The sequence below is a fragment of the Streptomyces sp. 351MFTsu5.1 genome, assembly GCF_000383655.1.
GTDB lineage: Bacteria > Actinomycetota > Actinomycetes > Streptomycetales > Streptomycetaceae > Streptomyces > Streptomyces griseorubiginosus.
Genome location: NZ_KB911780.1, coordinates 61,284 through 87,201, shown reverse-complemented (window position 1 = coordinate 87,201; position 25,918 = coordinate 61,284). Strand labels below are relative to the sequence as shown.

The window sequence follows — 25,918 nt, the reverse complement described above, 5'->3', positions numbered from 1 at the left end:
AAGTTAGCCCGCCGGGTCCGGATTGGCCGGTGAGTATTCGGGCGCGGACCAGCGCAGCGGGAGCGCCGAGGGGGTCTCGATCACCTCCCGTACCCGGAAGCGGACCCTGCGGTCCTCGCCGTACTCGGTGTGCGCCTCTCCGGTCAGCTGGAGTGCCGTGCCCGTCGTCCAGTCGAGGAACAGCAGACCGGCCCGGGGGTCGGCGGCGAGGTTGCCGAGGGTCAGGAACATGGAGTTGCCGGGGTAGTCGCGCCAGCTCAGCTCGCCCGGTGAATCGACGCGCACGAAACCGGGGTTGCCGCCCCGGTGGCTGGCGTCGGCCCCGCCCTCGTGCACGGTGGCCAGGAAGAAGGTGTCGGCCGCGGTGACGAACTCGGCCTGCTCGGAGGTCAGTTCGGCGGTGCGCTCGGGTTCGCCCGGTCGACGGTCCGCCACGGTCTCGTACGACTCCCTCTTCTGAAGGTACTTCGGGCAGTTCGCGAAGACCTGGTCGGCCTCGATCGTGAACCCCCGTGCCGTGGGCGTGAGTCTGCCGTTGAGGCGCATCCGGCGGCGGGTGCGGGGGTCGAGGGCGATGGTGCCGACGGGGGTGCCGGGGGTGGCGTACGCGGTCGCGAGGGGGTCGGCCGGCAGCCATCCGCCGGTGACCGAGACGCGGTCCGGGCCCGTCGCCCTCACGAAGCCCGGCGCCCCCGTGAGCGGGGAGGCCCAGACCCGGCCCTCCTCGGCGGCACCGACGACCAGAAGGGGCTGGAGCTCCAGGAAGGCCGCGGCGATCTCCCGGATGCCCCGGCCGACCGAGCGGCCCACATGGTCGGCCTGCTCGCGCACCCCGACCCGGTCCTGCACGGCCCGTGAGCCCGCGTGAAAGACGCCCATGGCTAGAAGAACCCGCAGGTCGGTGCCGTACCGGAAGGTGCAGGGGCCGCTTCGGCGCCGCTCGGTACGGAGATCTCCAGGCGGGTGCCGTCCGGGTCGTGGAAGAAGATGCCGCCCGACCCCGCGCCCTCGCGGTGCGCGACCACGCCCTCGTGGGCGAAGTCCGCCCCGTACGCCCGCAGCGCCTCCTCGTACTCCCTGACCCGCTCGATCGAGTCCGCCTCGAAGGCGAGGTGGTGCAGGCCCGCGCGGTCGGGGCCGTACGGCTGCTCGGCCTGCTGCCAGAGGGTGAGGACGAGGGTGTCGCCGTCACCGAGGAAGGCGTACCGACGGCCTTCCTCCTTGCCCTCGGCGAGAGCCGTGAAGCCGAGGACGTCCCGGTAGAAGGCGAGCGAACGGTCGAGGTCGGTGACGTTCAGGCCGATGTGGCCGGTGCGCAAAGTCATGGCTGTCCCCTTCAGCTGGTGTAACCCTCGTAATCGACTTTAGAGGTTAGAAACGCTGCACGCAACCAGTCACGTACGCTTGAGGGGTTAGTACGGAAGGAGTCCCCCATGCCCGCCACCGGCGACCCGCACCGGCGCACCGGCGACCCCCGCCCGCTCACCGGGGAGCCGCTCGCGCTGGACCTGCTCAACACCCGCTGGATGAGCGAGGGGACCCTCCAGGACCTGCTCACCGACACCGACGGTCTCGCGGTGTGGCTCGAGTCGGCGGGCCTGAGCGGCGACCACTCCCCCGACAGCCGGATGCTGCGGAACGTGCGACAGGCCCGCGAGGCCCTGCGGACCGCGGTGGACGGGTCGCTGAAAGAAGGCGCCCCGCTGGTGGACGCGGTCCTCGCGCACGGCCGGGTCCGGGTCTCGCTGACTCCCCAAGGCCCCGTCGAGCTGCCCGAGTTGAGCGACCCGGCCTGGGCACCCGCCTGGCTCGCCGCCCGCAACTACCTGGCGCTGCTCGACACCGCGCCCGACCGGATCCGGTCCTGCGCCCACGAGTCCTGCGTGCTGCACTTCCTGGACACGTCGAGGAACGGCACCCGGCGTTGGTGCTCGATGGCGACCTGCGGCAACCGGGCGAAGGCGTCCCGGCACTACGCCCGGGTCAAGGACGTATGAAAAGGCTTTCCCAAGGCTCCCCAAGGGTTCGCGGGGTGAATTGACCGCTTCGCCAAGGAACTTCACCTATGCCCCAATGGGCATCGCGGGTTTTCCCCATACAGCCATATCGATTCGGTCAACTCTCCCTAAACATCCTTCCCATGCGTAAAGCTGGGCGCTCATCCGGGGTCGTATTCCGGATCACCGTGGCCAGGACCGATCGGTCCCGGTCACACGCCTGCTCGTTCCTTTACTCACAAGGGATGCCGATGACCCTCACCCCCCAGAGCGACCGGATATCGGGCGCGAGACGTGTGGCGCGCATAGCCGCGGCCGCCGGACTGGTTGCCGCGCTGTCCGCGGCGGGGCCGATACCGATGGCCTTCTCCGCCGACGCGGGCACCACCCCCGCGGCATCGGACCCGGGCCTGAAGTCCGCCGACCGGAAGCTCGGTTCGGACGACGCCGACGCGCTGGCCGAGGCCAAGGCCGCCGGCGACAAGAGCATCACGCTGATGGTCGCCACCGCCCCCGGCAAGACCGAGCAGGTCGCCGCGGAGCTGGACGCGGTCAAGGGCGGCCTGGTGGGCAAGACCTACGACAAGCTCGGTTACGTCCGGGCCACCGTCCCCACCGCGAAGGCGGACGCGGCCATCGCCGCCGCCGCGAAGCTGTCCTCCGTGCACGGCATCGACGTCAAGCAGGACATCCCGCTGGACGACCCGACGCCGAGCGCCGACACCGCCAAGGGCGCCGCGCACAAGGCCGCGAAGACCTACCCGGCGCCGAGCGCGAAGACGCCCGCCGAGAACCCGTACAACCCGTCCTTCGAGACCGGCGCCGTCGACTTCGTGCAGGACCACCCGAAGGCGGACGGCCGCGGGGTCACCATCGGCATCCTGGACTCGGGTGTGGACCTCGGCCACCCGGCGCTCCAGAAGACCACCACCGGTGAGCGGAAGATCGTCGACTGGGTGACGGCGACCGACCCGGTCTCCGACGGCGACGCCACCTGGCGGCGGATGAACAACCCCGTCAGCGGCCCGACCTTCACCATCGCGGGCGCCACCTGGAAGGCCCCGGCGGGCTCCTACCAGTTCAACCTGTTCCGCGAGTCGGCCACGGCCGGCGGTGACGCCAAGGGCGACGCCAACCGCGACGGCGACACCACCGACGTCTGGGGCGTGCTGTACGACGCGGCCGCCGGGACCGTCCGGGTCGACCTGAACAACAACAACGACTTCTCCGACGACACGCCGATGAAGCCGTACAAGGACGGCTTCCAGGTCGGCTATTTCGGCACCGACAACCCGGCGACCGACGTCGTCGAGCGTCAGCCGTTCGTCGTCGAGATCCGCAAGGACGTCGTCTTCGACGCCGCGGGCAGCAAGGCCGACTACGTCAACATCGGTGTCATCGAGTCCGAGCACGGCACCCACGTGGCCGGCATCACCGCCGCCAACGGCCTGTTCGGCGGCAAGATGAACGGCGCGGCGCCGGGCGCGAAGCTCGTCTCCTCCCGTGCCTGCACCTGGACCGGCGGCTGCACCAACGTGGCGCTGACCGAGGGCATGATCGACCTCGTCGTCAACCGCGGCGTCGACATCGTCAACATGTCGATCGGTGGCCTCCCGGCGCTGAACGACGGCAACAACGCGCGCTCCGAGCTCTACACGCGCCTCATCGACACCTACGGCGTCCAGCTGGTGATCTCCGCGGGCAACTCCGGCCCCGGCGCCAACACCATCGGCGACCCCGGCCTGGCCGACAAGGTCATCTCGGTCGGCGCGACCATCTCCAAGGAGACCTGGGCCGCCAACTACGGCTCGGTCGTGGAGAAGAAGTACGCCATGATGCCGTTCTCCTCGCGCGGTCCGCGTGAGGACGGCGGCTTCACGCCGACCCTGTCGGCCCCGGGCGCGGCCATCAACACCACCCAGACCTGGCTGCCGGGCTCCCCGGTCGCCGAGTCGGGCTACACGCTGCCGGCCGGCTACTCCATGCTCCAGGGCACCTCGATGGCCTCCCCGCAGGCCACCGGCGCCTCCGCGCTGCTCATCTCGGCCGCCAAGCAGAAGCACATCGCGCTGACGCCGGCGACCCTGCGCACCGCCCTGACCTCGACCGCCCAGCACATCAAGGGTGTGCAGGCGTACGAGGAGGGCGCGGGCCTCATCGACATCGTGGACGCCTGGGACGCCATCAAGGACGGCGCCACCGCGAACACCTACACCGTGAAGGCCCCGGTCGACACCGCGATCGACCAGCTCCTGAAGACCCCGGGCTACGGCACCGGCATCTACGACCGCGAGGGCGGCCTGAAGGCCGGTCAGAAGAAGACGTACGACGTCACCATCACCCGTACGTCCGGCCCGGACAAGGCGCTCCGCCACGAGCTGTACTTCGAGAACAACGCCGGTGGCACCTTCCGGATCCTCGGCAAGGACGACATCCGGCTCCCGCTGAACCAGCCGGTGACCGTCAAGGTGCAGGCCCAGCCGAAGTCCGCGGGTCTCAAGAGCGCGATCCTGGTCGTCGACGACCCGAGGACCGAGGGCGTCGACCAGCAGATCCTGAGCACGGTCGTGGTCTCCGCGCCGGTGAAGTACACGTACTCCGCGTCGAACACCGTGCAGCGCAACAGCACGCAGTCGTACTTCGTGACCGTGCCCGAGGGCGCCAAGTCCCTGGAGGTCGCGATCGGCGGGCTCAAGGACAAGAGCCAGACCCGGTTCATCGCGATCCACCCCTACGGCGTCCCGGTGGACAACACCAGCACCCCGAACTGCTACAACAACTACCTCGACGGCAACGGCTGCAAGCCGGACGTCCGCTCCTACGCCGACCCGCAGGCCGGTGTCTGGGAGATCGAGGTCGAGTCGCGCCGCACCTCGCCGCTGCTCGACAACCCGTACAAGCTCGACGTCGCCGTCTACGGCGCGGCCTTCGACCCGGAGACCGTGACCGTGCCCGAGGCCAAGGTCGGCACCCCGGCCACCGCCTCCTGGAAGGTGACCAACAAGTTCGCCGCGATCGACGGCAAGCTGGCCGGCGGCCCGCTCGGCTCGTCCAAGACGGCCCGCCCGACCATCGCCGAGGGCGCCACCCAGACCACCACGGTCGAGGTGCCCGCAGGCGCCAAGTCGCTCGACGTCGCCATCGGCAACGTCTCCGACGCCTCCGCCGACCTGGACCTGACGGTCTACGACGCGGCCGGCACCGTGGTCGGCACGTCCGCCGACGGTGACTCGGAGGAGGCCGTCTCGGTCGCCTCGCCGGCCGCCGGCACGTACACCATCGAGGTCGCGGGCTACTCGGTCCCGGCCGGCACCACGGCGTACGACTACCAGGACGTGTTCTTCTCCAGCGCCCTGGGCACCGTCACCGTCGCCGACACCCCGGTCAAGCTCGCCAACGGCGCCTCGACCACCGTCTCCGGCAGCGTCACCGCCCTGGCGCCCGCTCCGGAGGGCCGTGAGTTCTTCGGCCAGGTCAGCCTGGTCAACGCGCGCGGCACGGTCGCGGGCCTCGGCAGCGTGAAGATCGAGAAGGTCACGCCGTAACACTTCTCCGTACGGCGATCAAAGGGGCGGGCGTCCGTGAGGGCGCCCGCCCCTCCCGTGTCTCAGCAGGCCGTCGTCCGCGACTCCGGGAGCGAGGCGGTGATCCAGGCCCGCTCGCCGGCGATCCGTCGGGTGCCGACGACCCAGTGGTCGGGGACCGGGGAGCCCTGGCTCACGCCGAACAGCACCGCGGTGCCCCGGGTGAGGGGTTCGGGCAGGTCGTACGCGTCGACCACATAGGTGAGGTCCTTCGGGCCGTGCGTCGGCACGTAGGAGTGGCTCACCCGCACGGTGACCCGGACCTGTCCGGAGGCGGGCAGGTCCTCGACGGCGGTCACCTCGCCCTCGGCGACCGTGGTGGCGCAGGCCAGGTAGGCCGGGCCGCCGAACCGGACCCCCGCTTCCGCCTTGGCGGCCGAGTCGGAGGAGGCGCCGGCGCCCCGGTCGTCCGCGCCGCTGTGCCCGAGGAGCCAGCCGAGTCCCGTGACGACACTCGCCGCGGCGGCCACCGCGAGGGTGCCGAAGGCCAGGGCGCGGGCCCGGCGGCGGGCCGGGGACGGCGGCCGCAGTCGCGCGGGAACGGGTTTCGGGGCGGGCCGCGCCTCGGCGGGCGCCTCGGAGAGCCTCTCGCCGAGGAACCCCAGCTGCTCCCTCAGCAGCGCGATGTCGGCCTCCGCGGCCCGGTACTCGGCGAGAAAGGCGGAGTCCGAGCGGGCCTCGTCGCCGAGTTCCCCGCCGGTGATCGCGGCCATGAGCGCGTCGCTGTCGTACGTCTCGTTCTCGGCGCTCACGTCACACCACCTCGTCCTCGTGCAGGCGGGCGCGCAGGGCCCGGACCGCCGTGTGCAGACGGCTCTTGACCGTGCCCTCGGGGACGCCCAGCTCGTGGGCGATGGAGCGCACCGGAAGGTCGGCGAAGAACCGCAGCACCAGGACCTGGCGCTGCTGGTCGGGCAGCTCGTCCAGGCCCTGCGCCACGGCGAGGGAGAGCACGCTGGTGTCCTCCCCGGAAGGGTGTTCGTGCTGCCGGAGCGAGGCCAGGCGCTCGCCGAGACGCTCCTGGCGCTTCTTGGCCCGGTGCCAGTCCATGGCGAGGTTGGAGGCGACCACGGCGGCCCACGCGGACACGTCCCGTGGCGCCTCGTACCCCTTGGCCGCCCGCTCCAGCAACCGCAGGCGGACCTGCTGCACCCCGTCCGGCAGGTCCGCCTGCGGCACCCCGCCCAGGGCGAGCACCGCTCGCACCCGGCGTTCCTGTGCCGCGTCCAGGGGGTCGTCCCCCTGGGTCCGGCGGGCGATTCTGCGCAGCACCGACACCCCTCCCCTAGGGCCTGCCCGGCGGATCAGGCCGCGGTCGCGGGGGCTGACACGCACATCTGCGGCGTTGTCGTCGGTCGCCGACGCTCCGCGTCGACTCCCTCCTCCGCCTTGCAGCTGCACGCGCCAGACCCCGCTCACCGGCGCTGATCAGTCACCGGAGTTTTCCGCGGCCTGATCCGCCGGGCAGGCCCTGCCGCGTTTCTCCTACGACGCCGGTGGGGCCGGAAACGTTCAGAGGCGTACGTCACACCCGGCGCACGGCACCGCACGGCTTGCGGCAGGACGTGACCGTAGGGCTATTTTCTCCAGCTCAGAAGGGGTGCGGCCAAAGTTCCGCAACCGTTGATGACCGCGCGCCGTCCCAGCCCTCGGGCATGGAGCACAAAGAATTGGACAGGCTGACCCGGGTCGGCCGCATGATGGAAAAGCCGCAGACACATCCAGGACACGCAGAGGGAGTCACCGTGAGGGTCGGAATCGTCGGAGCCACCGGGCAGGTCGGCACGGTCATGCGCGGGATCCTCAAGGAGCGCAACTTCCCGGTCACGGAGCTGCGCCTGTTCGCCTCCGCGCGCTCGGCGGGCTCGGTCCTGGACGGCGTGACCGTGGAGGACGCGGCGACGGCCGACTACACCGGCCTGGACATCGTGCTGTTCTCCGCGGGCGGCGCGACCTCGAAGGCGCTGGCCGAGAAGGTCGCCTCGCAGGGCGCGGTCGTGATCGACAACTCCTCCGCCTGGCGCAAGGACCCCGAGGTCCCGCTGGTCGTCTCCGAGGTGAACCCGCACGCCATCGCGGACCGCCCCAAGGGCATCATCGCCAACCCGAACTGCACCACCATGGCCGCGATGCCGGTCCTGAAGGTGCTGGACACCGAGGCGGGCCTCCAGACCCTGATCGCCACCACCTACCAGGCAGTGTCCGGCTCGGGCCTCGCGGGCGTGGCCGAGCTGCACGGCCAGGTGCAGAAGGTCGTCGCCGACGCGGACAAGCTCACCCACGACGGCTCGGCCGTCGACTTCCCCGAGCCGCAGGTCTACAAGCGGCCCATCGCCTTCAACGTGCTGCCCTTCGCCGGCAACCTCGTCGACGACGGCCTCAACGAGACCGACGAGGAGCAGAAGCTCCGCAACGAGTCCCGCAAGATCCTGGAGCTGCCCGAGCTGAAGGTCTCCGGCACCTGTGTGCGGGTCCCGGTCTTCTCCGGGCACTCCCTCCAGATCAACGCCCGCTTCGCCCGCCCGATCTCCCCGGAGCGCGCCACGGAGATCCTGGCGGGCGCCCCCGGCGTGACCCTCTCGGACATCCCGACCCCGCTCCAGGCCGCCGGCCAGGACGCCTCCTTCGTCGGCCGCATCCGCGTCGACGAGACGGTCGACAACGGCCTCGCCCTGTTCATCTCCAACGACAACCTCCGCAAGGGCGCCGCCCTGAACGCGATCCAGATCGCGGAACTGGTGGCGGCGGAACTGAAGGGCTGACGCCTTTCGCCCAGTCGTCGGGCGGGCTGCCGGACACGGCACCTGCCGGCCGGGGTGCGTGGGAGCCGTACGACTCTGCACGTCAGGCGTGTCCCCCGGGCGGGCCGTCCCTCCCGGACAGGCGGCGTCCCGGACAGGCGCCCTACGGCCTGCGCACCTCGTAGAGGAAACAGCCGTACTCGACGGCCCGGACGTGGACGAGTGCCACGGACGGGTCGTCGAACGCGTTTCGGAAGGCGTCGTCATCGGGCTCCTCGACCAGCTCGCCGCCCAGGATGTGCCCGTCGTGGGAGTAGCGGCGCACGGTCCGGTGGTCGCCCGGGAAGGGGTACCCGTCGTGCCCGTCCGGCCCCGCGCACTCCTCGGCGTGGACGAAGACCGGGCCCTGTTCGTCGTACGCCCCCGGATGCGCCCCCGTCTCGGCCGCCCAGCGGCGCAGGGGCGCGTAGGAGACGAGGGCGATCCGCTCGCCCGGGACGCTGCGGCGCAGACAGCAGCGCAGCGGAGCGCCGCCCTCCGCGTCCGTGAAGGGTGACAGGGGGCGACCGGAGTCGTCGGCGGTGCGGAGTTCCTTCAGAGTGGCCGGAGTGACGGGGCGTGCGCGGTAGGTCGTCATGGGACCAGGCTGACGCGTTCGGGCCCGGATGACCGGCGGAAACCGGACGGCGTGTCCCCGGAACCGCAGGGTAATCCCCCGATCCGTCGGAGGCAGATCGTGGAAGGATGACCGGACCGCCCAACCTACTCATAACGAGGAAACAAGGAGATGACCGCGTGCCTGGCACAAACCTGACTCGCGAAGAGGCTCAGCAGCGGGCCAAGCTGCTCAGCGTCGAGTCCTACGAGATCGACCTCGACCTCTCCGGCGCGCAGGAGGGCGGTACCTACCGGTCCGTGACCACGGTGCGCTTCGATGTCGCCGAGAACGGCGCCGAGTCCTTCATCGACCTCGTCGCCCCCACGGTCCACGAGGTCACCCTGAACGGGGACGCGCTCGACCCCGCCGAGGTCTTCAAGGACTCCCGGATCGCCCTCCCCGGCCTCCTTGAGGGCCGCAACATCCTGCGGGTCGTCGCCGACGCGGCGTACACCAACACCGGTGAGGGCCTGCACCGCTTCGTCGACCCGGTCGACGAGCAGGCGTATCTCTACACCCAGTTCGAGGTGCCGGACGCCCGCCGGGTCTTCGCCTCCTTCGAGCAGCCCGACCTGAAGGCCACCTTCCAGTTCACCGTGAAGGCGCCGACCGGCTGGACCGTCATCTCCAACTCCCCGACGCCGGAGCCGAAGGACGACATCTGGGTCTTCGAGCCGACCCCGCGGATCTCGTCGTACATCACCGCGCTGATCGTCGGCCCGTACCACTCCGTGCACAGCGTGTACGAGAAGGACGGCCAGTCCGTGCCGCTCGGCATCTACTGCCGCCCCTCGCTCGCCGAACACCTCGACTCGGACGCCATCTTCGAGGTGACCCGGCAGGGCTTCGAGTGGTTCCAGGAGAAGTTCGACTACGCGTACCCGTTCAAGAAGTACGACCAGCTGTTCGTGCCGGAGTTCAACGCGGGCGCCATGGAGAACGCGGGCGCGGTGACCATCCGCGACCAGTACGTCTTCCGGTCCAAGGTGACCGACGCCGCGTACGAGGTGCGCGCCGAGACCATCCTGCACGAGCTGGCCCACATGTGGTTCGGCGACCTCGTGACCATGGAGTGGTGGAACGACCTGTGGCTGAACGAGTCGTTCGCCACCTACACCTCCATCGCCTGCCAGGCGTACGCCCCGGACAGCCGGTGGCCGCACTCCTGGACCACGTTCGCCAACTCCATGAAGACGTGGGCGTACCGCCAGGACCAGCTGCCGTCCACGCACCCGATCATGGCCGAGATCAACGACCTGGACGACGTGCTCGTCAACTTCGACGGCATCACGTACGCCAAGGGCGCCTCCGTCCTCAAGCAGCTCGTCGCCTACGTCGGCATGGACGAGTTCTTCGGCGGTGTGCAGGCGTACTTCAAGCGCCACGCGTACGGCAACACCCGGCTGTCCGACCTGCTGGGCGCGCTGGAGGAGACCTCAGGGCGTGACCTCGGCACCTGGTCGCAGAAGTGGCTCCAGACCGCCGGCATCAACGTCCTGCGCCCCGAGATCGAGACGGACGGCAACGGTGTCATCACCTCGTTCGCGATCCGCCAGGAGGCCCCGGCGCTGCCCGCCGGCGCCAAGGGCGAGCCGACGCTGCGCCCGCACCGCATCGCCGTCGGCCTGTACGAACTGGACGACGACAGCGGCAAGCTGGTCCGTGACGAGCGCGTCGAGCTGGACGTCGACGGCGAGCTGACGGCCGTACCGCAGCTGGTCGGCAAGCGCCGTCCGGCGGTCGTGCTCCTCAACGACGACGACCTGTCGTACGCCAAGGTCCGCCTCGACGAGCAGTCGCTGGCCTTCGTCACCGAGCACCTGGGCGACTTCGAGTCCTCGCTGCCGCGCGCGCTGTGCTGGGCGTCGGCGTGGGACATGACGAGGGACGCGGAGCTCGCGACCCGCGACTACCTCTCCCTCGTCCTCTCCGGTATCGGCAAGGAGTCCGACATCGGTGTGGTGCAGTCGCTGCACCGGCAGGTGAAGCTGGCGATCGAGCTGTACGCCGCCCCCACCGCCCGCGAGGCGCTGCTGACCCGCTGGACCGACGCGACGCTGGCCCACCTGCGGTCCGCGGCGGCGGGCAGCGACCACCAGCTGGCCTGGGCGCGGGCGTTCGCGGCGACGGCCCGCACGCCGGAGCAGCTGGACCTTCTGGAGGGGCTGCTCGACGGGTCGCAGGTCGTCGAGGGCCTGGCCGTCGACACCGAGCTGCGCTGGGCGTTCGTGCAGCGGCTGGCCTCCGTGGGCCGCTACGACGAGTCGGAGATCGCCGCCGAGTACGAGCGGGACCGGACCGCGGCGGGTGAGCGGCACGCGGCGACCGCCCGTTCTTCGCGGCCCACCGAGGAGGCGAAGGCGGAGGCCTGGACGCAGGTCGTCGAGTCCGACAAGCTGCCCAACGCCGTCCAGGAGGCCGTCATCGGCGGGTTCGTGCAGACCGACCAGCGGGAGCTGCTCGCGCCGTACACGGACCGGTACTTCGAGGTGCTCAAGGACATCTGGGAGTCCCGCTCGCACGAGATCGCCCAGCAGATCGCGGTCGGCCTCTACCCCTCGCTCCAGGTCTCCCAGGAGACCCTGGACAAGACGGACGCCTGGCTGGCCTCCGCGGAGCCGAACGCGGCCCTGCGCCGGCTCGTCTCCGAGTCCCGCGCGGGCGTGGAGCGGGCGCTGAAGGCCCAGGCGGCGGACGCGCAGGCGGAGCAGTAGGAGACCGGGACGGCGGGAGGCGGGCGACTTCGGTCATCCGCCTCCCGCCGTCCCCTCTCTCCCCCGGTCGAGCCGCGTTCAGCGGGGTGCGCACACCAGCCGGGCCGTGTCGAGCATGGTCCGCACGTGCAGGGCGGTCTGCGTGGCCACCGGCACCCATCGCAGGTGGTACGTCTTCTCCAGTTCCTGGCTCCACTCGCGCACCAGGTCGTCGAGGATCTCCACGGCCCGCGGGTCGGTGCGGGCCAGGGCACGGCTCGCCATCGCCGCCACCCGGAGCGGGATGCGACGCGCGGAGATGCCCCGCGTCGCGAAGTACCCGCGGAACAGGCCGGGTTCCTCCGCGGCCCAGCTGTCCACGATCGACGGCGCCACCCCGAGGAGCTCCCGCGCCGCGTCCCGCAGCGGCGCCAGGTCGTCCGGTACGGCGTCGTCGAGCCGTGTCCCGAGGACGGCGGCCAGCTCCCGGCTCCGGCCGAGGAGGACCTCGCCCAGCCGTGCGGCCTCCCGGTCGGGGTCGGTCACCGGCCTCGCGTCGCTCACCGCGGGGACCGCCCAGGCCGGGGTCTCGATCAGGGTGGTCAGCGTGCCGTGGCGGCGCGGACGGAACCAGGTGCTCTCGGCGACGAACCCGCTCGGGTCGCGCTCGCCCGCTCCGTGGCCGTCGGGCAGCACCAGGACGCCGGGCGGGTCGAGCCGCCAGTCGGGACCGTCGACGGGGTGCCGGTCCACGGGGACGCGCAGCCGCGCCGCCGTCCGGCGGAAGGCGTCCGCGACGCCCGGCACCGTGCGCGTCATCATCACGAACGCCCCGCCGAACTCGATGCCGTGCAGGGTGAACTGGGCGACCGGCCGCTGCTCGTCGAGGATCCGCACCAGCGTGGCCGACTCGGGGAGGGGCACCCCGGGAGGCAGCGGCAGGGACTCGGGCTGGAGGGCGAACGCGGGCCGGTAGAAACCCCGGTGGCACTCCGTCAGCGAGGGGTCCGGCTCCTCCGGCTGCCAGCCGTGCGCGAGACGGGCGCCGTCGGGGTCGAGGCAGAGCAGGAAGTGCCAGGCGCAGCCGAGCCGTCGGAGCAGTTCGGGACGGCCGGCGAACAGGGCGGCCAGGCGCAGTGCGGAGGCCCCGCCCACCGGTTCGTTGGCGTGCGCCCCGGCGACGGCGAGGATGTGCCGGTCGGGAGCCGCGCCGCCGGTGTGCCCGGCGGACAGCAGCCACAGCGGTCGGCCGGCCCGGCTCTCTCCGACCTGCTGGAGGCGGAGCAGGCCGGGGGCGGCGCGGACCAACGCGCGTGCCCTTCGCTCCAGTTCGTCGACTGCCGGATAGAGCGAAGTCCGCACGCCGGTCCTCCGAACGCTGGTGGTCCGATCAAGCACCCTGGAATTACTGTCCCCAGAGGTCTCTTTCTTGTCCAGCGGGCCTTGTCCAGCGGCCTTGTCCAGCGCGCCTTGTCCAGCGGGCGAGTCATGATCTCGGAGTCAGTCAGCGGGAGACCATTCCGCCCGTGGCGTTGACGAACGTGCCGGTGATACCGCCCGCGTGGTCGGAGGCGAGGAACACGGCGGTGGCGGCCACCTCGGCGAGGGTGGGGTTGCGGCGGGTCATGCGCATCCCGGCCAGGTGCTCGACGATGCCCTGGACGGCGGCCGCGTCGATGGCCGGGTTGACCGCGGCGAGCTTCTCGACGGTGAACGTCTCCGGCACCCCGGCCACCCACAGTCCGACGGCCCGCACCCCGCGCGGCCCCAGCTCGATCGCCAGGTTGCGCACGAGCGTGTCGATCGCCCCGTCCGCAGGACCGGTGCCGCCCATCATCGGACTGCCGTGCGCGGAACCGCTGTTGAGGGCGAGGATCACCCCGGAACCGCGGGCGGCCATCCGGCGGCCGGCGGCCCGGGCGGTGAGGAAGTTGGCGCGCAGACCGTCGGTGACGGGCCGCATGAAGTCGTCGGCGGACATGTCGGTCAGCGGCGCGCCCTGCACGTCCCCGCGGCTGACGAGGTTGAGGGAGATGTCGATGTCCCCGACCGAGTCGGCGTGCGCCTCGACGGCCGCCTCGTCCAGCGCGTCCACGACGGCGACCTCGGCGTCCTTGAGGTCGGCGGCCACCGCCTCCAGGGTCTGCCGGGTCCGCCCGACGAGGTGAACCCGCGCACCCTGCTCGGCGAAGGCGCGGGCGACGGCCCCGCCGATGGATCCGCCGGCGCCGTAGACGATCGCGGTCTTGTCGGTGAGCAGCATGGTGAGCTCCTTGGGAGTGGTTCGTACGTGACATCCCTACAGACGCACGAGCCGCCGGATGCTCATCGGCCGGGCGTCACAGCCGCAGGGGCAGTCCGAACGCGGGGAAGAGATGCGGCTCGAAGGAGGTGATCTCCGCGATGCGGTCACCGCCCTTCTCGAACCGCAGGACGTCGAGGACCTGGGCGCGAAAGACGCTGGTCCCGGGTCTGCGGACGTAATTGCCCACTGCCAGCTGGCCGTTGGCGCGAGCGGGCAGGCTGCGCCAGTGGCCGAGGAAGGCGGGCGAGGCGGGGTCGAGGCTGACCCGCACGAAGTCGACGAGCGCGTCCCGGCCGGTGAACCAGAAGGGGTTGGGCGGCATGGTGAGGACGACGTCCTCGGTGAGCAGCGCGGTCATCGCGTCGAGGTCGAGCCGTTCGACAGCGGCCATGTACCGGTCCAGCACGTCCCGTTGCTGCCGCGTGGGCTCGCCGGCCCGCCAGTCGGCGCGGTCCCCGGGCAGGTGCTCGCGCAGGGCCGGCCGGGCCCGCTGGAGTGCGCTGTTGACCGAGGCCACGCTCGTCTCCAGGGCCTCGGCGGTCTCGGCGGCGGTCAGTCCGAGGGCGTCCCGCAGGACGAGTGCGGCCCGCTGCCGGGCGGGGAGGTGCTGGATCGCGGCCAACAGGACGAGCTCCAGGGTCTCCCGTGACTCGCCGGCCGACTCCGGCAACTCGCGCTCCGCGACGGGTAGTTCGTCGTCGGGGTAGGGCTGGAGCCAGGTGATGCGGGCGGGCGGTTCGCCGTCCCCGTGGTGCATGCCCGGCACGGGTTCATAGCGTTGCGGGCGGCGCGCGGTCCGTCGCAGGAGATCCAGGCAGGCGTTGGTGGCGATCCGGTACAGCCAGGTCCGTGCGCTCGCCCGCCCCTGGAAACCGTCCCGTGCCCGCCAGGCCCGCAGGAACGTCTCCTGGACCAGATCCTCGGCCTCGTCGTAGGACCCGGTCATGCGGTAGCAGTGCACCTGGATCTCACGGCGGTACTGCTCGGTGAGGGCGGCGAAGTCGGTCTCGTCGAGTTCCGTCACGGGGAGGAGCGTGACGGAACCGTCCGGCTCCGCCGCGGTGTCCCGTACGTGTTCTGTCACGGGGGCGGGTGTGACGGAACCGCTCGACTCCGCCGCGGTGTCCCGGGCGGTGCGGGCGACGCGCTTGAGCTGGGCGATCGCGGTGGCCAGCTCGGTGACGTGGGCGTAGAGGGCCGCCGGCGGCTGCGGGGTCAGTCGCCCGGCCCGGCGCCCGATCTCGTCGATGAGGCCCTGCACGGTGAGAGCCCCCGGCTGGTGCCGTTCCCGGTAGGCCTTCTGCCGGCAGGCGGCGGAGCAGTAGACGGAGCCGCGTCCGGTGCGGCCGGCTCGCGCGGCGAGCGGCTTGCCGCACACCGGGCAGACCTCTGCGGCCACCTGCGCCTCCGGGAGTTGCGTAACGCGGAACCGGTGTGACGTTACAGCGCCCTCGACACGTCCCGCAGCGCTTCCGGCGCCGCCTCGGCAACCTCGGGCCTCGCGGGGGAACGCAGCGATGGGGCGGCGGGCGGCCGTACCCCCAGCTGTCCCGCCACCGTCGCCCCGAACGCCAGCGCCATGCCCGCGAGCTGCACCGGGGTCAGGGACTGGCCGAGCGCCGCCCAGCCGAGGACCGCGGCGGTCAGCGGGGAGAGCGGGCCGAGGAAGGTGACCTGGGTGGCGGTGAGGCGGCCGATGCCGCGGAACCAGAGCCAGTAGGCGACGGCGGTGTTCGCCAGCGCGAGGTAGAGGTAGCCGCCGACCGCGCGGCCGTCCAGTGCGGGCGGGGCCCCCTCGACCAGGAAGGCGAGCGGCGCGACGAGCAGCCCGCCGGCGGTGAGCTGCCAGGCGGTGAGGGCGAGCGGGCCCACGCCGTCGGGGCGGCCCCAGCGCTTGGTCAGCACGGTGCCGGCGGACATCGAGGCGGAGGAGGCGAAGGCCGCCGCGACGCCGACCGCGTCGAGGGCCCCGGCCGCCTTGAGCACGACCAGGCTCACGCCGAACGCGGCGACGAGGCCGGTGAGCACGCTCCTCGCCATGGGCCGCTGCCCCAGCAGCACCGCGGACAGCCCGACGACGATCAGCGGCCCGACCGATCCGACCACCGCGGCCATCCCGCCGGGGAGCCGGTAGGCCGCCAGGAACAGCAGCGGGAAGAAGGCCCCGATGTTCAGCGCCCCGAGCACCGCCGCCTTGCCCCACCACACCCCGCGCGGCAGCACCCGGGCGAGGGCGAGCAGTACGAGACCGGCGGGCAGCGCACGCATCATCCCGGTGAACAGCGGCCGGTCGGGCGGGAGGAACTCGGTGGTGACGGCGTAGGTGGTGCCCCAGGAGACGGGGGCGAGGGCGGTGAGGAGGACGGTGGCGACGCGGTTCACGAGCTGATTCCTTCCACACGTTTAGCTTGACGGAAAGTAGCTTACTCTTAAGCTACTTTCCGGCAAGCCACTTTCTCGCGGTCCGCTTTCTTGCGATCTACTTTCTTGCGGGCCGGCGAAGGCCCCCGGATACTCGACCCATGGGTGCACAGCGCAAGGACGCCGTCGACGCGATCATCGACCAGTGGGCGGCCGTGCGGCCCGACCTCGACACCAAGGCCATGGAGGTCTTCGGGCGGATCTACCGGCTCGCCCGTGCGATGGGCGACCGCGTGGAGAAGGTGTACGCCCCCTACGGCATCTCCCGCGGCGAGTTCGACGTCCTCGCGACCCTGCGCCGGGCCGGAGAGCCCTACACGCTCTCGCCCCGCCAGCTCTCCTCGACGCTGATGCTCACCACCGGCGGTATGACAGGCCGCCTCGACAAGCTGGAACGCGCCGCCCTGCTGCGCCGCTCCCCCGACCCCCACGACCGCCGCGGCCTCCAGGTCACCCTGACCGACAAGGGCCTGACGGTCATCGACGCGGCGGTCGAAGCGGGCCTCACCGCCCAGACCGAGGCCCTCGCCACCCTCACCCCGACCCAGTCCACCCAACTGGCCGACCTGCTGAGGGAGTTGCTGGAGGGGACGCAGAACTCCCCGGAGTGATCCCGGTTCCGGCGGGCGCGGGGCGGTGGCAGTTCCGAACGTCAGCCTTTTCGAGCCTGCGATGCCGCACCCTCGCGACCCCTCACCCGAGATGCTCGGCCAGGGCCGACTCAACACCCGTTGCGTCCGGCTCGTCCGCCGCCCACGCCACATACCCGTCGGGCCGCACCAGCACCGCCGTACGCCGGTCGCTCGCCCAGCGTTCCACCGTGAGGCGGTCCTTGCGGGGGCCCGGGTCGAGGGGCGGGGTCGGGGTGATCAGGACGAAGTGGCCGGTGCGGAGGGACTCGTACAGGCGGCCGCCGCCGGCCAGGGGGACGTCGGGGGCGCGGGTCCCGGTGAGGGGGTGGGCGGTGCGCGGGGCGGCGTACTTGTAGCCGATCCCGGTGAGCCGGCCGAGCATCCTGCGGCGGGCCGGGGCGACGCGGCTGAGGACGGTGGTGAGGGCGGCGCGCAGGGCCAGTTCCCAGGGGCGCTTGGCCATCGCCAGGCGGACGATGCCGCCGCTGCTGCGCAGGACCGCCCTGCCGACGGGGTAGCGCTCGGACTGGTAGGTGTCGAGAAGTCCGGGGCTCGCGTGGCCGTGGATCACCTGGGCCAGCTTCCAGCTCAGGTTCGCCGCGTCCTGGAGGCCGGTGTTCATGCCCTGGCCGCCGGCCGGCGTGTGGACGTGGGCGGCGTCGCCCGCGAGGAAGACACGGCCGACGCGGTAGGCGGGGGCCTGCCGTTCGTCGCTGTGGAAGCGGGACATCCAGCGGGCGTCGTGCATCCCGAAGTCACGGCCCAGCGCGAGACGGGTGACCTCCTTGATCTCGTCGAGGTCGAGGGGCTCGCTGTCGGGGACGTCGTGGGCGCGGTTCCAGGCGATCAACCGGTGGTAGCCGTCGCCGAAGGGCGCGAGGAAGGCGAAGGCGTCGCCGACCGTGTTGACGGTGAGCAGGGTCTCGGGCTGTTCCGCGAGCCGGACGTCCGCCAGCACCACCGACCGGATGACCGAGCGGCCCGGGAAGGGCAGGCCGATCGCGTCGCGTACGGCGCTGCGCATGCCGTCGGCGCCCACGACGTACGCGGCGCGCAGGGACTCCGCGGTTCCGTCGGAGGTGCCGACCCGGACCGTCACCCCGTCCGCGTCCTGGGTCAGGGCCGTCACCTCGGTCTCGTACCGGAAGTCGACGCCCGCCGCCACCGCCCGCCGCTCCAGGGCCTTCTCGACCTCGTACTGCGGGAGGACCAGGAGGTGGCGGAAGCGGGAGGGGAGGCCGGCGAGGTCGATGGTCAGGTCGCCGAACAGCCGAAGCCTGTCGAGGCGCTGGCCGAGCGCCTCCAGGTCGTCGGCCAGGCCGCGCGCGTCGAGTTGTTCCAGGGTGCGGGCGTGCAGGACGAACGCGCGGGAGAGGTTGCTGATCCGGTGCGGACGCTTCTCGACGAGGGTCACGGGCACGCCGGCGACGGCCAGGTCGCCGGCCAGGAGAAGGCCGGTGGGGCCGGAGCCGACGACGATCACGGGGGTGTCGATCGCCGGGGTGCCGTTCGTGCCGGTGCGCTTCGTGCCGGTGCCGTTCATGGGGACCTCCTATGGCCAACACCTGTTCGCCAACGACTGTTTGACAACGACTGTTTGCCAACGCTTGTTTGCCAACATCTGTTGACGAAGGTAGCGGCACCCCAAGTCGGCGTCAACACTTGTTGGCCAACACGCGTTGGCCTACGATCGTGGGCGTGAACGACACCCCCCGCCGCCGCTCCGACACCACCCGCGACGCGATCCTCACCGCCGCCCGCGAGCGCTTCGCCGCCGACGGCTACGAGCGGGCCACCATCCGCGCCATCGCCAAGGACGCGCAGATCGACCCGTCCATGGTCATGCGCTACTACGGCAACAAGGAGGGGCTCTTCGCCGCGGCCGTCTCGGTCGATCTCGGGCTGCCCGAGCCCGCGTCCCTGCCCCGGGACGACATCGGCCGGGCCCTTGTGGCGCGCTTCCTCGACCTGTGGGAGGAGAACGAGGTGCTCACCGCGTTGCTCCGGGTCGGCGCGACCAACCAGGCGGGGGCGGAGCGGATGCAGGGCATCTTCCGGGAGCAGGTGATGCCGGTGGCCGCGCGGGTGTGCCCGGACCCGGAACAGGCCCCGGCGCGGGCCGCACTCGCCGCCACGCAGCTGCTGGGGCTGGCACTGACCCGGTACGTGCTGCGCCTCCCGCCGACCGTGGCACTGGCCCGCGAGGAGATCCTCGCGTGGCTGGCCCCGACGATTCAGCGCTACCTCACGGCACCGAGCCCCTGACGGCGCCGGTGGAATCGGGGGGCGCGGGTCTGGTCACCGGGCCCGAACACACCAAAGGCGCCGCCCTCACCCCCGCACGGACGAATTCCGTACAGAAGGCGAAGCCGGCGCCCAGGAAAGTGCAGTCAGACCCGGTCAGGCCTTTGTCGTGACCTTGGCCTTGGCCTTGGTCTTCGGGGCGATCACCCGGTGCTCGTTCTTGGACTTGTCCAGGACCATCACCAGCCCGGCGATGACCCCGAACAGCACGAGCGGGGCCACGACGAAGAGGCCCAGCGTCTCGATGACGCTCAGACCCGTGCCCGGGTCGTCGCCGTCGTCGCGGGTCAGCGCCGAGGCGGGAACCGACATGAGCAGCATCATCAGCGTCGTACCGGCAGCCAGGGCGCCGGCGCGCAGGGCGTTCTTCTTGTCCACGGGGCCAAAAGTACCGAACGTCGGACGGGGCCGCGCGTCCGGGGTGCGTTAAAGCGTCCCGGGCCGTCCCCGCCCAAGAACCCTTCGGCACCCACCCAGGAGCCCTACAGCGCCCGCCCCGAGCCCCTACAGCCCCCGCAGCACCTCCATCAACGCGTGCAGCCGGGCCGACGACGCCAGGTCCTCCAGTGTCACCGCCCGCCCCTCCCCGTCCGCGATCGGCAGCCGCCAGTTCGGGTACTGGTCCCACGTCCCCGGCAGGTTCTGCGGCCGGCGGTCCCCCACCGTGTCCGGCAGCCACACGCCCACCATCCGCGCCGGGGTCCGCTGGAGGAACCGGTGCACCGCCTGGATCTGGGCCTCCTCGGAGGAGGGGTCGGCGCCGCCCCCCGTGCCGTGCAGGAGACCGAGGCGGGCCAGCAGCTCCAGCCACTCCCCCGTGTCGGCGGCGGCCTCCGCGCGCTCCTCTTCCAGTGGCCGCGTCAACAGACCCAGGCCGTCCCGCAGTTCGACGTGTTCCCCGGTGAGGCGGGAGGCGGTCGGCGGCAGGTCGTGGGTGGTCGCGGTGGCGAGGCAGTCCGCGCGCCACCGCTCCGGGGGCAGCGGCCGGCCGTCCCCCTCCCAGTCCCGTTCGAACCACAGCACCGAGGTCCCCAGCACCCCCCGCTCGCGCAGGGCCTCGCGTACACCGGGCTCCACCGTCCCGAGGTCCTCCCCGATCACCAGCGCCCCGGCCCGCGAGGCCTCCAGGACGAGCACGGCGAGCATCGCCTCCGCGTCGTAGCGGACGTAGGTCCCCTCGGTCGGCGGATGCCCCTGTGGCACCCACCAGAGCCGGAACAGCCCCATGACGTGGTCGATGCGCAGCGCGCCGGCGTATCGGAAGAGGGCCCGCAGGAGCTGCCGGTACGGCTCGTAACCCGACTCCGCGAGCCGGTCCGGGCGCCATGGCGGCAGCCCCCAGTCCTGGCCGCGCGCGTTGAAGGCGTCCGGAGGCGCTCCTACGGACATCCCGGCCGCGAAGTACGCCTGCTGGGCCCAGGCGTCCGCGCCCTCGGGGTGCACGCCCACCGCGAGGTCGTGGACGACGCCGACCGGCATCCCCGCCTCCCGCGCGGCCCGCTGTGCGGCGGTCAGCTGGCTCTCGGTGAGCCAGGCGAGCCAGGAGTGGAAGTCGACGCTGTCCATCAACTCGCGGCGGGCGCGGGCTGTTTCGGCGGACCGCGGGTCCTGGAGGCCGGCCGGCCAGGTGCGCCGGTCCGAGCCGTGCACCTCCGCCAGCGCGTACCAGGTCGCGTGGTCCTCCAGCGCCTGGCCGCCCTCGGCGAGGTAGTCGGCGTAGGCGGCACGGCGGCCTGGTCCGAGCGGGACCTGGCGGACGAGTTCGAGCGCCTCCCGCTTGAGCTCCCACACGGCGTCCCGGTCGATCAGGGCACCCTTCTCCAGCACGGCTTCCCGCAACCGCTCGGCCCGCTCGCGCAGGGCCTCGAGCCGGTCGGGGTCGGCGACATGGACGTACTCGGGGATGCCCTCGATCCGCAGGTGCACCGGGTCGGGGAAGCGGCGCGAGGAGGGCCGGTAGGGCGAGGGGTCGGTCGGAGGGCCGGGCACGGCCGCGTGCAGCGGGTTGACCTGGACGAAGCCGGCACCGAGCGCGCGGCCCGCCCAGGAGGTCAGTTCGGCGAGGTCACCGAGGTCGCCCATGCCCCAGGAGCGGTGCGAGAGCAGGGAGTAGAGCTGGACGAGGAGGCCGTACGACCGCCCGGGCGGCGCGGGCAGCCGGGGCGGGGCCACGATCAGGTGGGCGTCGGCGGTGCGGCCGTCGGGGGCGGTGGCGGTCAACCGGTGGACCCCGGGCGGGAGCCGGTCGGCCGAGTCCCGCGTCTCGCCCTGTTCGGTCACGATGCGCAGCCGGGTGCCCTCGGGCAGGCCGGCGGCGAACGCGGGCGGGCTGCCGCTCCAGCACACCACCGTCGGCGGCAGCAGGCGGGCGCTCAGCTCGCGCTCGCGGGCCGCGAGGGCGGCGGCCGGGTCGTCCGTCTCGACGCCCAGCGCGGCCAGGGCCAGGGTGACGGCGGTGGCGGAGGCGGCGACCGTACGGTCCGGGGCGGGCTGGTAGGAGGCGGCGACGCCGTAGGACTCGGCGAGCCGGGTCAGCTCCGGACCGGGGGGCGCCGCCATCTAGGGCTCCAGGTGGTCGTAGGACCCGCCGGCCGGGCCGGGCTCCGGGTAGGTGTCGGACTCGCTGGTCAGGGGGGAGGCGTCGGCGAGCGGCGGTTCGCTGGTGAGGGGTTCGGCGTCGGGCAGGGGCGGTTCGCTGGTCAGGGGGGTCTCGGTGCAGGCGCCCTCGGCGCTGAAGACACAGAAGTGGTCAGCGGGCGCCCCGGGTTTGGACGGGGCCGGGAGCAGAAGGTGTGCCGGTGCGGCCACGGGGGCCTCCTTGGTCGAGTACGACGACGGGGGTTACCGCAGCCCTACCCAGTGGACGCGAAGGCAGACGTACCGGAGGGGAGAACGTGCTGTTCGTCATGTTCCGTGCCGCCGCCGCTCCCGTCCACCGATCACACGGGAGCCATGTTCAGCGACCACTATTCACTCAGTACATATACGTGATGCATACTGATCTCCATGAGCACCCGTCACATCCTGCTGGGGCTGCTCGCCGGTGGGCCGAGCCATGGCTACGACCTCAAGCGACGCCACGACGACCGTTTCCCGCAGGCCCGTCCGCTCGCCTACGGGCAGGTCTACACGACCCTCCAGCGCCTGGTCCGGGACGGTCTCGCCGAGGTCGACGGCACCGACTCGGACGGCGGCCCGGAGCGCACCAAGTACCGCGCGACCGACGAGGGAGCACGGGAACTGGCCGAGTGGGCCGGGCAGATCGCCCCGCCGGCGCCCTTCGTGACGAACGAGATCTTCGCCAAGGTGGTCGTCTCGATCCTGGCCGGAGGCGACCCGGACGCCTACCTGAGGGCCCAGCGTGCCGCCCACATGGCGCGGATGCGGGAACTCACGGCGGTCAAGACGGCCCCCGGAGCCGACCTCGCGACCGTGCTCTCGGCGGACTACGCCCTCAATCACCTGGACGCCGACCTCCGCTGGATGACCACCACGGCGGCCCGGCTCACCACTCTGACCGCCGAGGTCGACTCGGCATGAGCAGCAAGGGGGACACTTCGGTGCCACTTCTCGAAGGGCGCGACCTCGGCAAGGCGTACGGCAAGGCGGACGGGAGGACGGAGGCCCTGCGCGGTGCCTCGCTGCGGCTGGACGCGGGCGAGATCCTCGCCGTCACCGGCACCAGCGGCAGCGGGAAGTCGACGCTCCTGCACTGCCTGGCCGGGATCGTCCGCCCCGACACCGGTGCGGTGTCCTACGGCGGTGAGCGCCTCGACCAGCTGCCCGAGAAGCGGCTGAGCGAGCTGCGCCGCACCGAGTTCGGCGTGGTCTTCCAGTTCGGGCAGCTGATCCCGGAGCTGACCGCGCTCGACAACGTGGCACTGCCGCTGCTGCTCGCCGGCACCTCGCGCGCCCAGGCGCACACCCGGGCCGGCGAGTGGCTGGAGCGGTTCGGTGTGCGCGGCCGGTCCGAGCTGCGGCCCGGTGAGATGAGCGGTGGCCAGGCCCAGCGGACCGCGCTGGCCCGGGCACTGGTCACCGGCCCGAGGGTCGTCTTCGCCGACGAGCCCACCGGTGCGCTGGACTCCCTGGCGAGCGAACAGGTCATGACCGCCCTGGTCCGCACGGCCCGCGAGTCCGGCACCGCGATCCTGCTCGTCACCCACGACCCACAGGTGGCGGCCTACGCCGACCGCGAGGTCCGGATGGCCGACGGGATCGCGGCCGCCACGGAGGTGGCCGCGTGAGCACCGACCTCGCCCGCGCCGGAGACTCGCTGAGCACCGACCTCGCCGCCCGTGCCAGAAGCACGCTGGGCACCGACCTCCGTCTGGCCTGGCTGCTCACCCGGGGTTCCGACCGGCGTGAGTGGTGGCGGGTGGGGCTCACGGCGCTCGGTGCGGCGCTCGCGACCGGGTTCGCGCTGGCCGCGGCCGCGCTCGCCTCGCTCCAGGGGCAGTACGCCGTCTCCCTGGCCGCAGGTCTCCTCGACCAGCCCGGCACCCGCTCCGGCGTGATCGTCACCCTGCTGCTCCTGCTGGTCCCCGTGCTCGGCTTCCTGGGCCAGTGCGCCCGGATCGGAGCCGTGCACCGCGACCGGCGACTGGCCGCACTGCGGCTGGCCGGCGCCACGCCCGCACAGGTACGGCGGATCTCCGCGCTGGAGACGGGCCTGGCCTGTCTGCTCGGCTCGGCGCTGACGACGTCCGCCGCCGTGGTCGTGATGCTGACCGGGTGGGAGAACCCGCCCGCGCTCGCCTGGGCCGGGGTCGCGATGACCGGGCTCGGCGTGCCGGTGCTGGGCGCGGCCGCGGGCGCGGTGGCCCTGCGTCGCGTGGTGGCCTCCCCGCTGGGGCGGGTACGGCGGGTGCGACCGCGTTCGGGGCGGACCTCGGGGCTGCTGCTCGCGGCCGCGGTGCTGCTCCTGGCCGCCTCGGCACCGGTCGCCGTGGCCCTCACCTCCCGAGGAGGGCCCGAGCGCACGCCTGCCTACGGCGGGCCGCCGCTGATCGTGGCCGGTCTGCTCGTGGTGGTCGGCGCGGCCGCATTGGGGCTCGTCGGCGGGACGGCCAGGGTGACGGGCCGGGTGCTCGCCCGCCGGGCCCGTACGGCGGCCACGCTGATCGCGGCGGAACGGCTGCGCGAGGACCCGTGGGCCGCGGCCCGCACACACGCGGCGGTGCTGCTGGTGACGGTCGTCGGAACGGCGTACGTGGGCGTCCGCCAGGCGTTCCTGGCCGATCTCCACGCCAAGGGCCCGGACCGGCTCGCCGCGAGCATGTCGTACTACGAGGCGGGGCTCGACCTGACCGCGCTGGCGATCCTCGTCGCCCTCGCGATCACCCTCGGCGGCCTCGCCGTCGGCACCGTCGAGTCCCTGGCCGCCCGGCGCCGCGGACTGGCCGCGCAGACCGCCGCCGGGGTACCCCGGTCGGTCCTGGGCCGGGCGCTGCTGCTGGAGACCGCCCTGCCCCTCGGGCCCGCACTGCTGCTGGGCGGCGCCGGGGGCATGACGATCGGCGTCTGCTACGCCCGCCTCACCGCGGACGGGGCCCCGGTCACGCCGTACGCCGCCCTCCTGGTCCCGCTCGGCGTCTACGCGGCCTGTCTCCTCGCCGCCGCGACCTCACTGCCGCTGCTGCGCCGCTCGGTCCGCCCGGCGGAGCTGCGGTACACGTGAGGGCATGAGTGTCCGGTCCCGGAGGTACGGGGGGCCTCCGGGGCCGGAGCCGAGCCGCGGGCACACGCGCGTGGGCGGCTGCGGCACACGCGCGTGGGCGGCTGCACAAAGGCCCGGATCGTCGTCAGGCTGAGATGCCGTCGATCCGGGCCATGGCGTCCTCCGCGCCGTACGGCTGCAAGTAGGGCAGCCAGCGCGGGTCCCTATGCCCGGTGCCGATGATGCGCCAGGCCAGACCGGTGGGTGGAGCGGGTTTGTGGCGCAGCCGCCAGCCGATTTCGAACAGGTGTCGGTCGGCCTTCACATGGTTGCAGCGGCGGCAGGACGCCACCACGTTGTCCCAGACGTGCTTGCCCCCGCGGCTGCGCGGGATGACGTGGTCGACGCTGGTTGCGACGCCACCGCAGTACATGCACCGGCCCCCGTCGCGCGCGAAGAGCGCCCTGCGGGTGAGAGGCACAGGACCTCGGTAAGGAACCCTGACGAACCTTTTGAGCCGGACCACGCTGGGTGCGGGGACTGTGACGGTCGCGCTGTGCATGAAGGCGCCGGATTCCTCCAGGGAGACCGCTTTGTTCTCCAGGACGAGGACGAGCGCGCGGCGGAGCGGTACGACGCCGAGAGGCTCGTACGACGCGTTGAGGACCAGGACATGCGGCACGGATGCCTCCTTGGGCGTCGGCGGCGCGTGGCTCGCGCCGGGACGATCTGAGGTCAGTCTCCCCTCTTGGCCGGGAGAAACGCCACCATGTCCCGGTAACGGGCTGGGAGTGTTTTCGACCACACATTTCTTCATCCCCAGGTGAAGCCCGTCTCTCCCTCGTACATGGCAACGATCCCCACACGATGCACCGTTAGTGTGGTTGTTCTGCCGTACCGGTGACCTTTTCGTGACCTTGACCG

At 72.2% G+C, this 25,918-nt stretch carries 23 protein-coding genes; 9 read left to right on the top strand and 14 right to left on the bottom strand.

Annotated features, from left to right (window positions below; all coding sequences use genetic code 11):
- Positions 1-3 precede the first annotated feature (3 nt).
- Together H295_RS0114860 and H295_RS0114855 are read right to left on the bottom strand one after the other, a co-directional pair.
- Positions 4-879: a pyridoxamine 5'-phosphate oxidase family protein gene (locus tag H295_RS0114860; RefSeq protein ID WP_028809370.1), complete on the bottom strand. Its 876-nt coding sequence runs from the start codon at positions 877-879 to the stop codon at positions 4-6.
- Positions 880-881: 2 nt separating this feature from the next.
- Positions 882-1,325, bottom strand: coding sequence for a VOC family protein (locus H295_RS0114855; RefSeq protein WP_020136124.1), 444 nt, complete (start codon positions 1,323-1,325; stop codon positions 882-884).
- Positions 1,326-1,433: 108 nt separating this feature from the next.
- Between H295_RS0114855 and H295_RS0114850 the strand changes: the two genes are divergently transcribed.
- Together H295_RS0114850 and H295_RS0114845 are read left to right on the top strand one after the other, a co-directional pair.
- Positions 1,434-1,997, top strand: a complete 564-nt coding sequence (locus tag H295_RS0114850; RefSeq protein WP_020136123.1) for a CGNR zinc finger domain-containing protein — start codon at positions 1,434-1,436, stop codon at positions 1,995-1,997.
- 251 nt (positions 1,998-2,248) lie between these two features.
- A complete protein-coding gene (locus tag H295_RS0114845) occupies positions 2,249-5,542 on the top strand; it encodes a S8 family serine peptidase (protein WP_020136122.1) in 3,294 nt (1,097 codons plus the stop codon).
- Between the two features lie 62 nt (positions 5,543-5,604).
- Here H295_RS0114845 and H295_RS0114840 read toward each other — a convergent pair whose 3' ends face one another.
- Positions 5,605-6,333, bottom strand: coding sequence for a hypothetical protein (locus H295_RS0114840; protein WP_020136121.1), 729 nt, complete (start codon positions 6,331-6,333; stop codon positions 5,605-5,607).
- A gap of 1 nt (position 6,334) precedes the next feature.
- On the bottom strand, positions 6,335-6,859 hold the full coding sequence (locus H295_RS0114835; protein WP_020136120.1) for a sigma-70 family RNA polymerase sigma factor: 525 nt from the start codon (positions 6,857-6,859) through the stop codon (positions 6,335-6,337).
- Positions 6,860-7,326: 467 nt separating this feature from the next.
- On the opposite strand from H295_RS0114835, the gene H295_RS0114830 reads away from it, so the two are divergent.
- On the top strand, positions 7,327-8,343 hold the full coding sequence (locus tag H295_RS0114830) for an aspartate-semialdehyde dehydrogenase (protein ID WP_020136119.1): 1,017 nt from the start codon (positions 7,327-7,329) through the stop codon (positions 8,341-8,343).
- A 142-nt stretch (positions 8,344-8,485) separates the two neighbouring features.
- Here the strand turns inward: H295_RS0114830 and H295_RS0114825 are convergent, their stop codons facing one another.
- Positions 8,486-8,959: a DUF1203 domain-containing protein gene (locus H295_RS0114825; RefSeq protein ID WP_020136118.1), complete on the bottom strand. Its 474-nt coding sequence runs from the start codon at positions 8,957-8,959 to the stop codon at positions 8,486-8,488.
- Positions 8,960-9,117: 158 nt separating this feature from the next.
- On the opposite strand from H295_RS0114825, the gene pepN reads away from it, so the two are divergent.
- Positions 9,118-11,694 (top strand): aminopeptidase N, encoded by a 2,577-nt coding sequence (gene pepN, locus H295_RS0114820; RefSeq protein WP_020136117.1) that lies wholly within the window; start codon positions 9,118-9,120, stop codon positions 11,692-11,694.
- Between the two features lie 78 nt (positions 11,695-11,772).
- Here pepN and H295_RS0114815 read toward each other — a convergent pair whose 3' ends face one another.
- The 4 genes from H295_RS0114815 to H295_RS0114800 form a co-directional block, all read right to left on the bottom strand.
- Complete coding sequence (locus H295_RS0114815; RefSeq protein ID WP_028809369.1) at positions 11,773-13,035, bottom strand: M14 family zinc carboxypeptidase; 1,263 nt, start codon at positions 13,033-13,035, stop codon at positions 11,773-11,775.
- 142 nt (positions 13,036-13,177) lie between these two features.
- Positions 13,178-13,936, bottom strand: coding sequence for an SDR family NAD(P)-dependent oxidoreductase (locus H295_RS0114810; protein WP_020136115.1), 759 nt, complete (start codon positions 13,934-13,936; stop codon positions 13,178-13,180).
- 76 nt (positions 13,937-14,012) lie between these two features.
- Positions 14,013-15,377, bottom strand: a complete 1,365-nt coding sequence (locus tag H295_RS0114805; RefSeq protein ID WP_020136114.1) for a sigma-70 family RNA polymerase sigma factor — start codon at positions 15,375-15,377, stop codon at positions 14,013-14,015.
- A 41-nt stretch (positions 15,378-15,418) separates the two neighbouring features.
- Entirely contained in the window at positions 15,419-16,360 is a 942-nt protein-coding gene (locus H295_RS0114800; protein WP_020136113.1) for an EamA family transporter, read from the bottom strand.
- A gap of 140 nt (positions 16,361-16,500) precedes the next feature.
- On the opposite strand from H295_RS0114800, the gene H295_RS0114795 reads away from it, so the two are divergent.
- Entirely contained in the window at positions 16,501-17,010 is a 510-nt protein-coding gene (locus H295_RS0114795) for a MarR family winged helix-turn-helix transcriptional regulator (protein ID WP_020136112.1), read from the top strand.
- Positions 17,011-17,092: 82 nt separating this feature from the next.
- On the opposite strand, the gene H295_RS0114790 is transcribed toward H295_RS0114795, so the two are convergent.
- Positions 17,093-18,574, bottom strand: a complete 1,482-nt coding sequence (locus H295_RS0114790; protein WP_020136111.1) for an FAD-dependent monooxygenase — start codon at positions 18,572-18,574, stop codon at positions 17,093-17,095.
- A gap of 155 nt (positions 18,575-18,729) precedes the next feature.
- On the opposite strand from H295_RS0114790, the gene H295_RS0114785 reads away from it, so the two are divergent.
- Positions 18,730-19,296: a TetR family transcriptional regulator gene (locus H295_RS0114785; protein ID WP_020136110.1), complete on the top strand. Its 567-nt coding sequence runs from the start codon at positions 18,730-18,732 to the stop codon at positions 19,294-19,296.
- A gap of 135 nt (positions 19,297-19,431) precedes the next feature.
- On the opposite strand, the gene H295_RS0114780 is transcribed toward H295_RS0114785, so the two are convergent.
- The 3 genes from H295_RS0114780 to H295_RS0114770 form a co-directional block, all read right to left on the bottom strand.
- On the bottom strand, positions 19,432-19,713 hold the full coding sequence (locus H295_RS0114780) for a hypothetical protein (RefSeq protein ID WP_020136109.1): 282 nt from the start codon (positions 19,711-19,713) through the stop codon (positions 19,432-19,434).
- A gap of 126 nt (positions 19,714-19,839) precedes the next feature.
- Entirely contained in the window at positions 19,840-21,894 is a 2,055-nt protein-coding gene (gene malQ / locus H295_RS0114775) for a 4-alpha-glucanotransferase (RefSeq protein ID WP_020136108.1), read from the bottom strand.
- Positions 21,895-22,143 (bottom strand): hypothetical protein, encoded by a 249-nt coding sequence (locus H295_RS0114770; RefSeq protein WP_020136107.1) that lies wholly within the window; start codon positions 22,141-22,143, stop codon positions 21,895-21,897.
- 198 nt (positions 22,144-22,341) lie between these two features.
- On the opposite strand from H295_RS0114770, the gene H295_RS0114765 reads away from it, so the two are divergent.
- The 3 genes from H295_RS0114765 to H295_RS0114755 all read left to right on the top strand — a co-directional run bounded on the left by H295_RS0114765 (position 22,342) and on the right by H295_RS0114755 (position 25,015).
- Positions 22,342-22,875: a PadR family transcriptional regulator gene (locus H295_RS0114765; RefSeq protein ID WP_020136106.1), complete on the top strand. Its 534-nt coding sequence runs from the start codon at positions 22,342-22,344 to the stop codon at positions 22,873-22,875.
- Positions 22,872-23,582 carry an ABC transporter ATP-binding protein gene (locus H295_RS0114760; protein ID WP_020136105.1) on the top strand — a complete coding sequence of 237 codons (711 nt, stop codon included), beginning with the start codon at positions 22,872-22,874 and terminating at the stop codon, positions 23,580-23,582. Before H295_RS0114765 ends, H295_RS0114760 begins: the two co-directional genes overlap by 4 nt.
- 65 nt (positions 23,583-23,647) lie before the next feature.
- A complete protein-coding gene (locus H295_RS0114755; RefSeq protein ID WP_028809368.1) occupies positions 23,648-25,015 on the top strand; it encodes a hypothetical protein in 1,368 nt (455 codons plus the stop codon).
- A 124-nt stretch (positions 25,016-25,139) separates the two neighbouring features.
- Here H295_RS0114755 and H295_RS0114750 read toward each other — a convergent pair whose 3' ends face one another.
- A complete protein-coding gene (locus tag H295_RS0114750; RefSeq protein WP_020116449.1) occupies positions 25,140-25,676 on the bottom strand; it encodes an HNH endonuclease in 537 nt (178 codons plus the stop codon).
- Positions 25,677-25,918: the final 242 nt, after the last annotated feature.

Excerpts from the sequence above, each read along its gene's own strand:
- H295_RS0114850 (WP_020136123.1), top strand. The coding sequence starts at position 1,434 with ATGCCCGCCACCGGCGACCCGCACCGGCGCACCGGCGACCCCCGCCCG.
- H295_RS0114855 (WP_020136124.1), bottom strand. The coding sequence starts at position 1,325 with ATGACTTTGCGCACCGGCCACATCGGCCTGAACGTCACCGACCTCGAC.
- H295_RS0114765 (WP_020136106.1), top strand. The coding sequence starts at position 22,342 with ATGAGCACCCGTCACATCCTGCTGGGGCTGCTCGCCGGTGGGCCGAGC.
- malQ (WP_020136108.1), bottom strand. The coding sequence starts at position 21,894 with ATGGCGGCGCCCCCCGGTCCGGAGCTGACCCGGCTCGCCGAGTCCTAC.
- H295_RS0114790 (WP_020136111.1), bottom strand. The coding sequence starts at position 18,574 with ATGAACGGCACCGGCACGAAGCGCACCGGCACGAACGGCACCCCGGCG.
- H295_RS0114825 (WP_020136118.1), bottom strand. The coding sequence starts at position 8,959 with ATGACGACCTACCGCGCACGCCCCGTCACTCCGGCCACTCTGAAGGAA.
- H295_RS0114760 (WP_020136105.1), top strand. The coding sequence starts at position 22,872 with ATGAGCAGCAAGGGGGACACTTCGGTGCCACTTCTCGAAGGGCGCGAC.
- H295_RS0114845 (WP_020136122.1), top strand. The coding sequence starts at position 2,249 with ATGACCCTCACCCCCCAGAGCGACCGGATATCGGGCGCGAGACGTGTG.
- H295_RS0114860 (WP_028809370.1), bottom strand. The coding sequence starts at position 879 with ATGGGCGTCTTTCACGCGGGCTCACGGGCCGTGCAGGACCGGGTCGGG.
- H295_RS0114795 (WP_020136112.1), top strand. The coding sequence starts at position 16,501 with ATGGGTGCACAGCGCAAGGACGCCGTCGACGCGATCATCGACCAGTGG.
- H295_RS0114810 (WP_020136115.1), bottom strand. The coding sequence starts at position 13,936 with ATGCTGCTCACCGACAAGACCGCGATCGTCTACGGCGCCGGCGGATCC.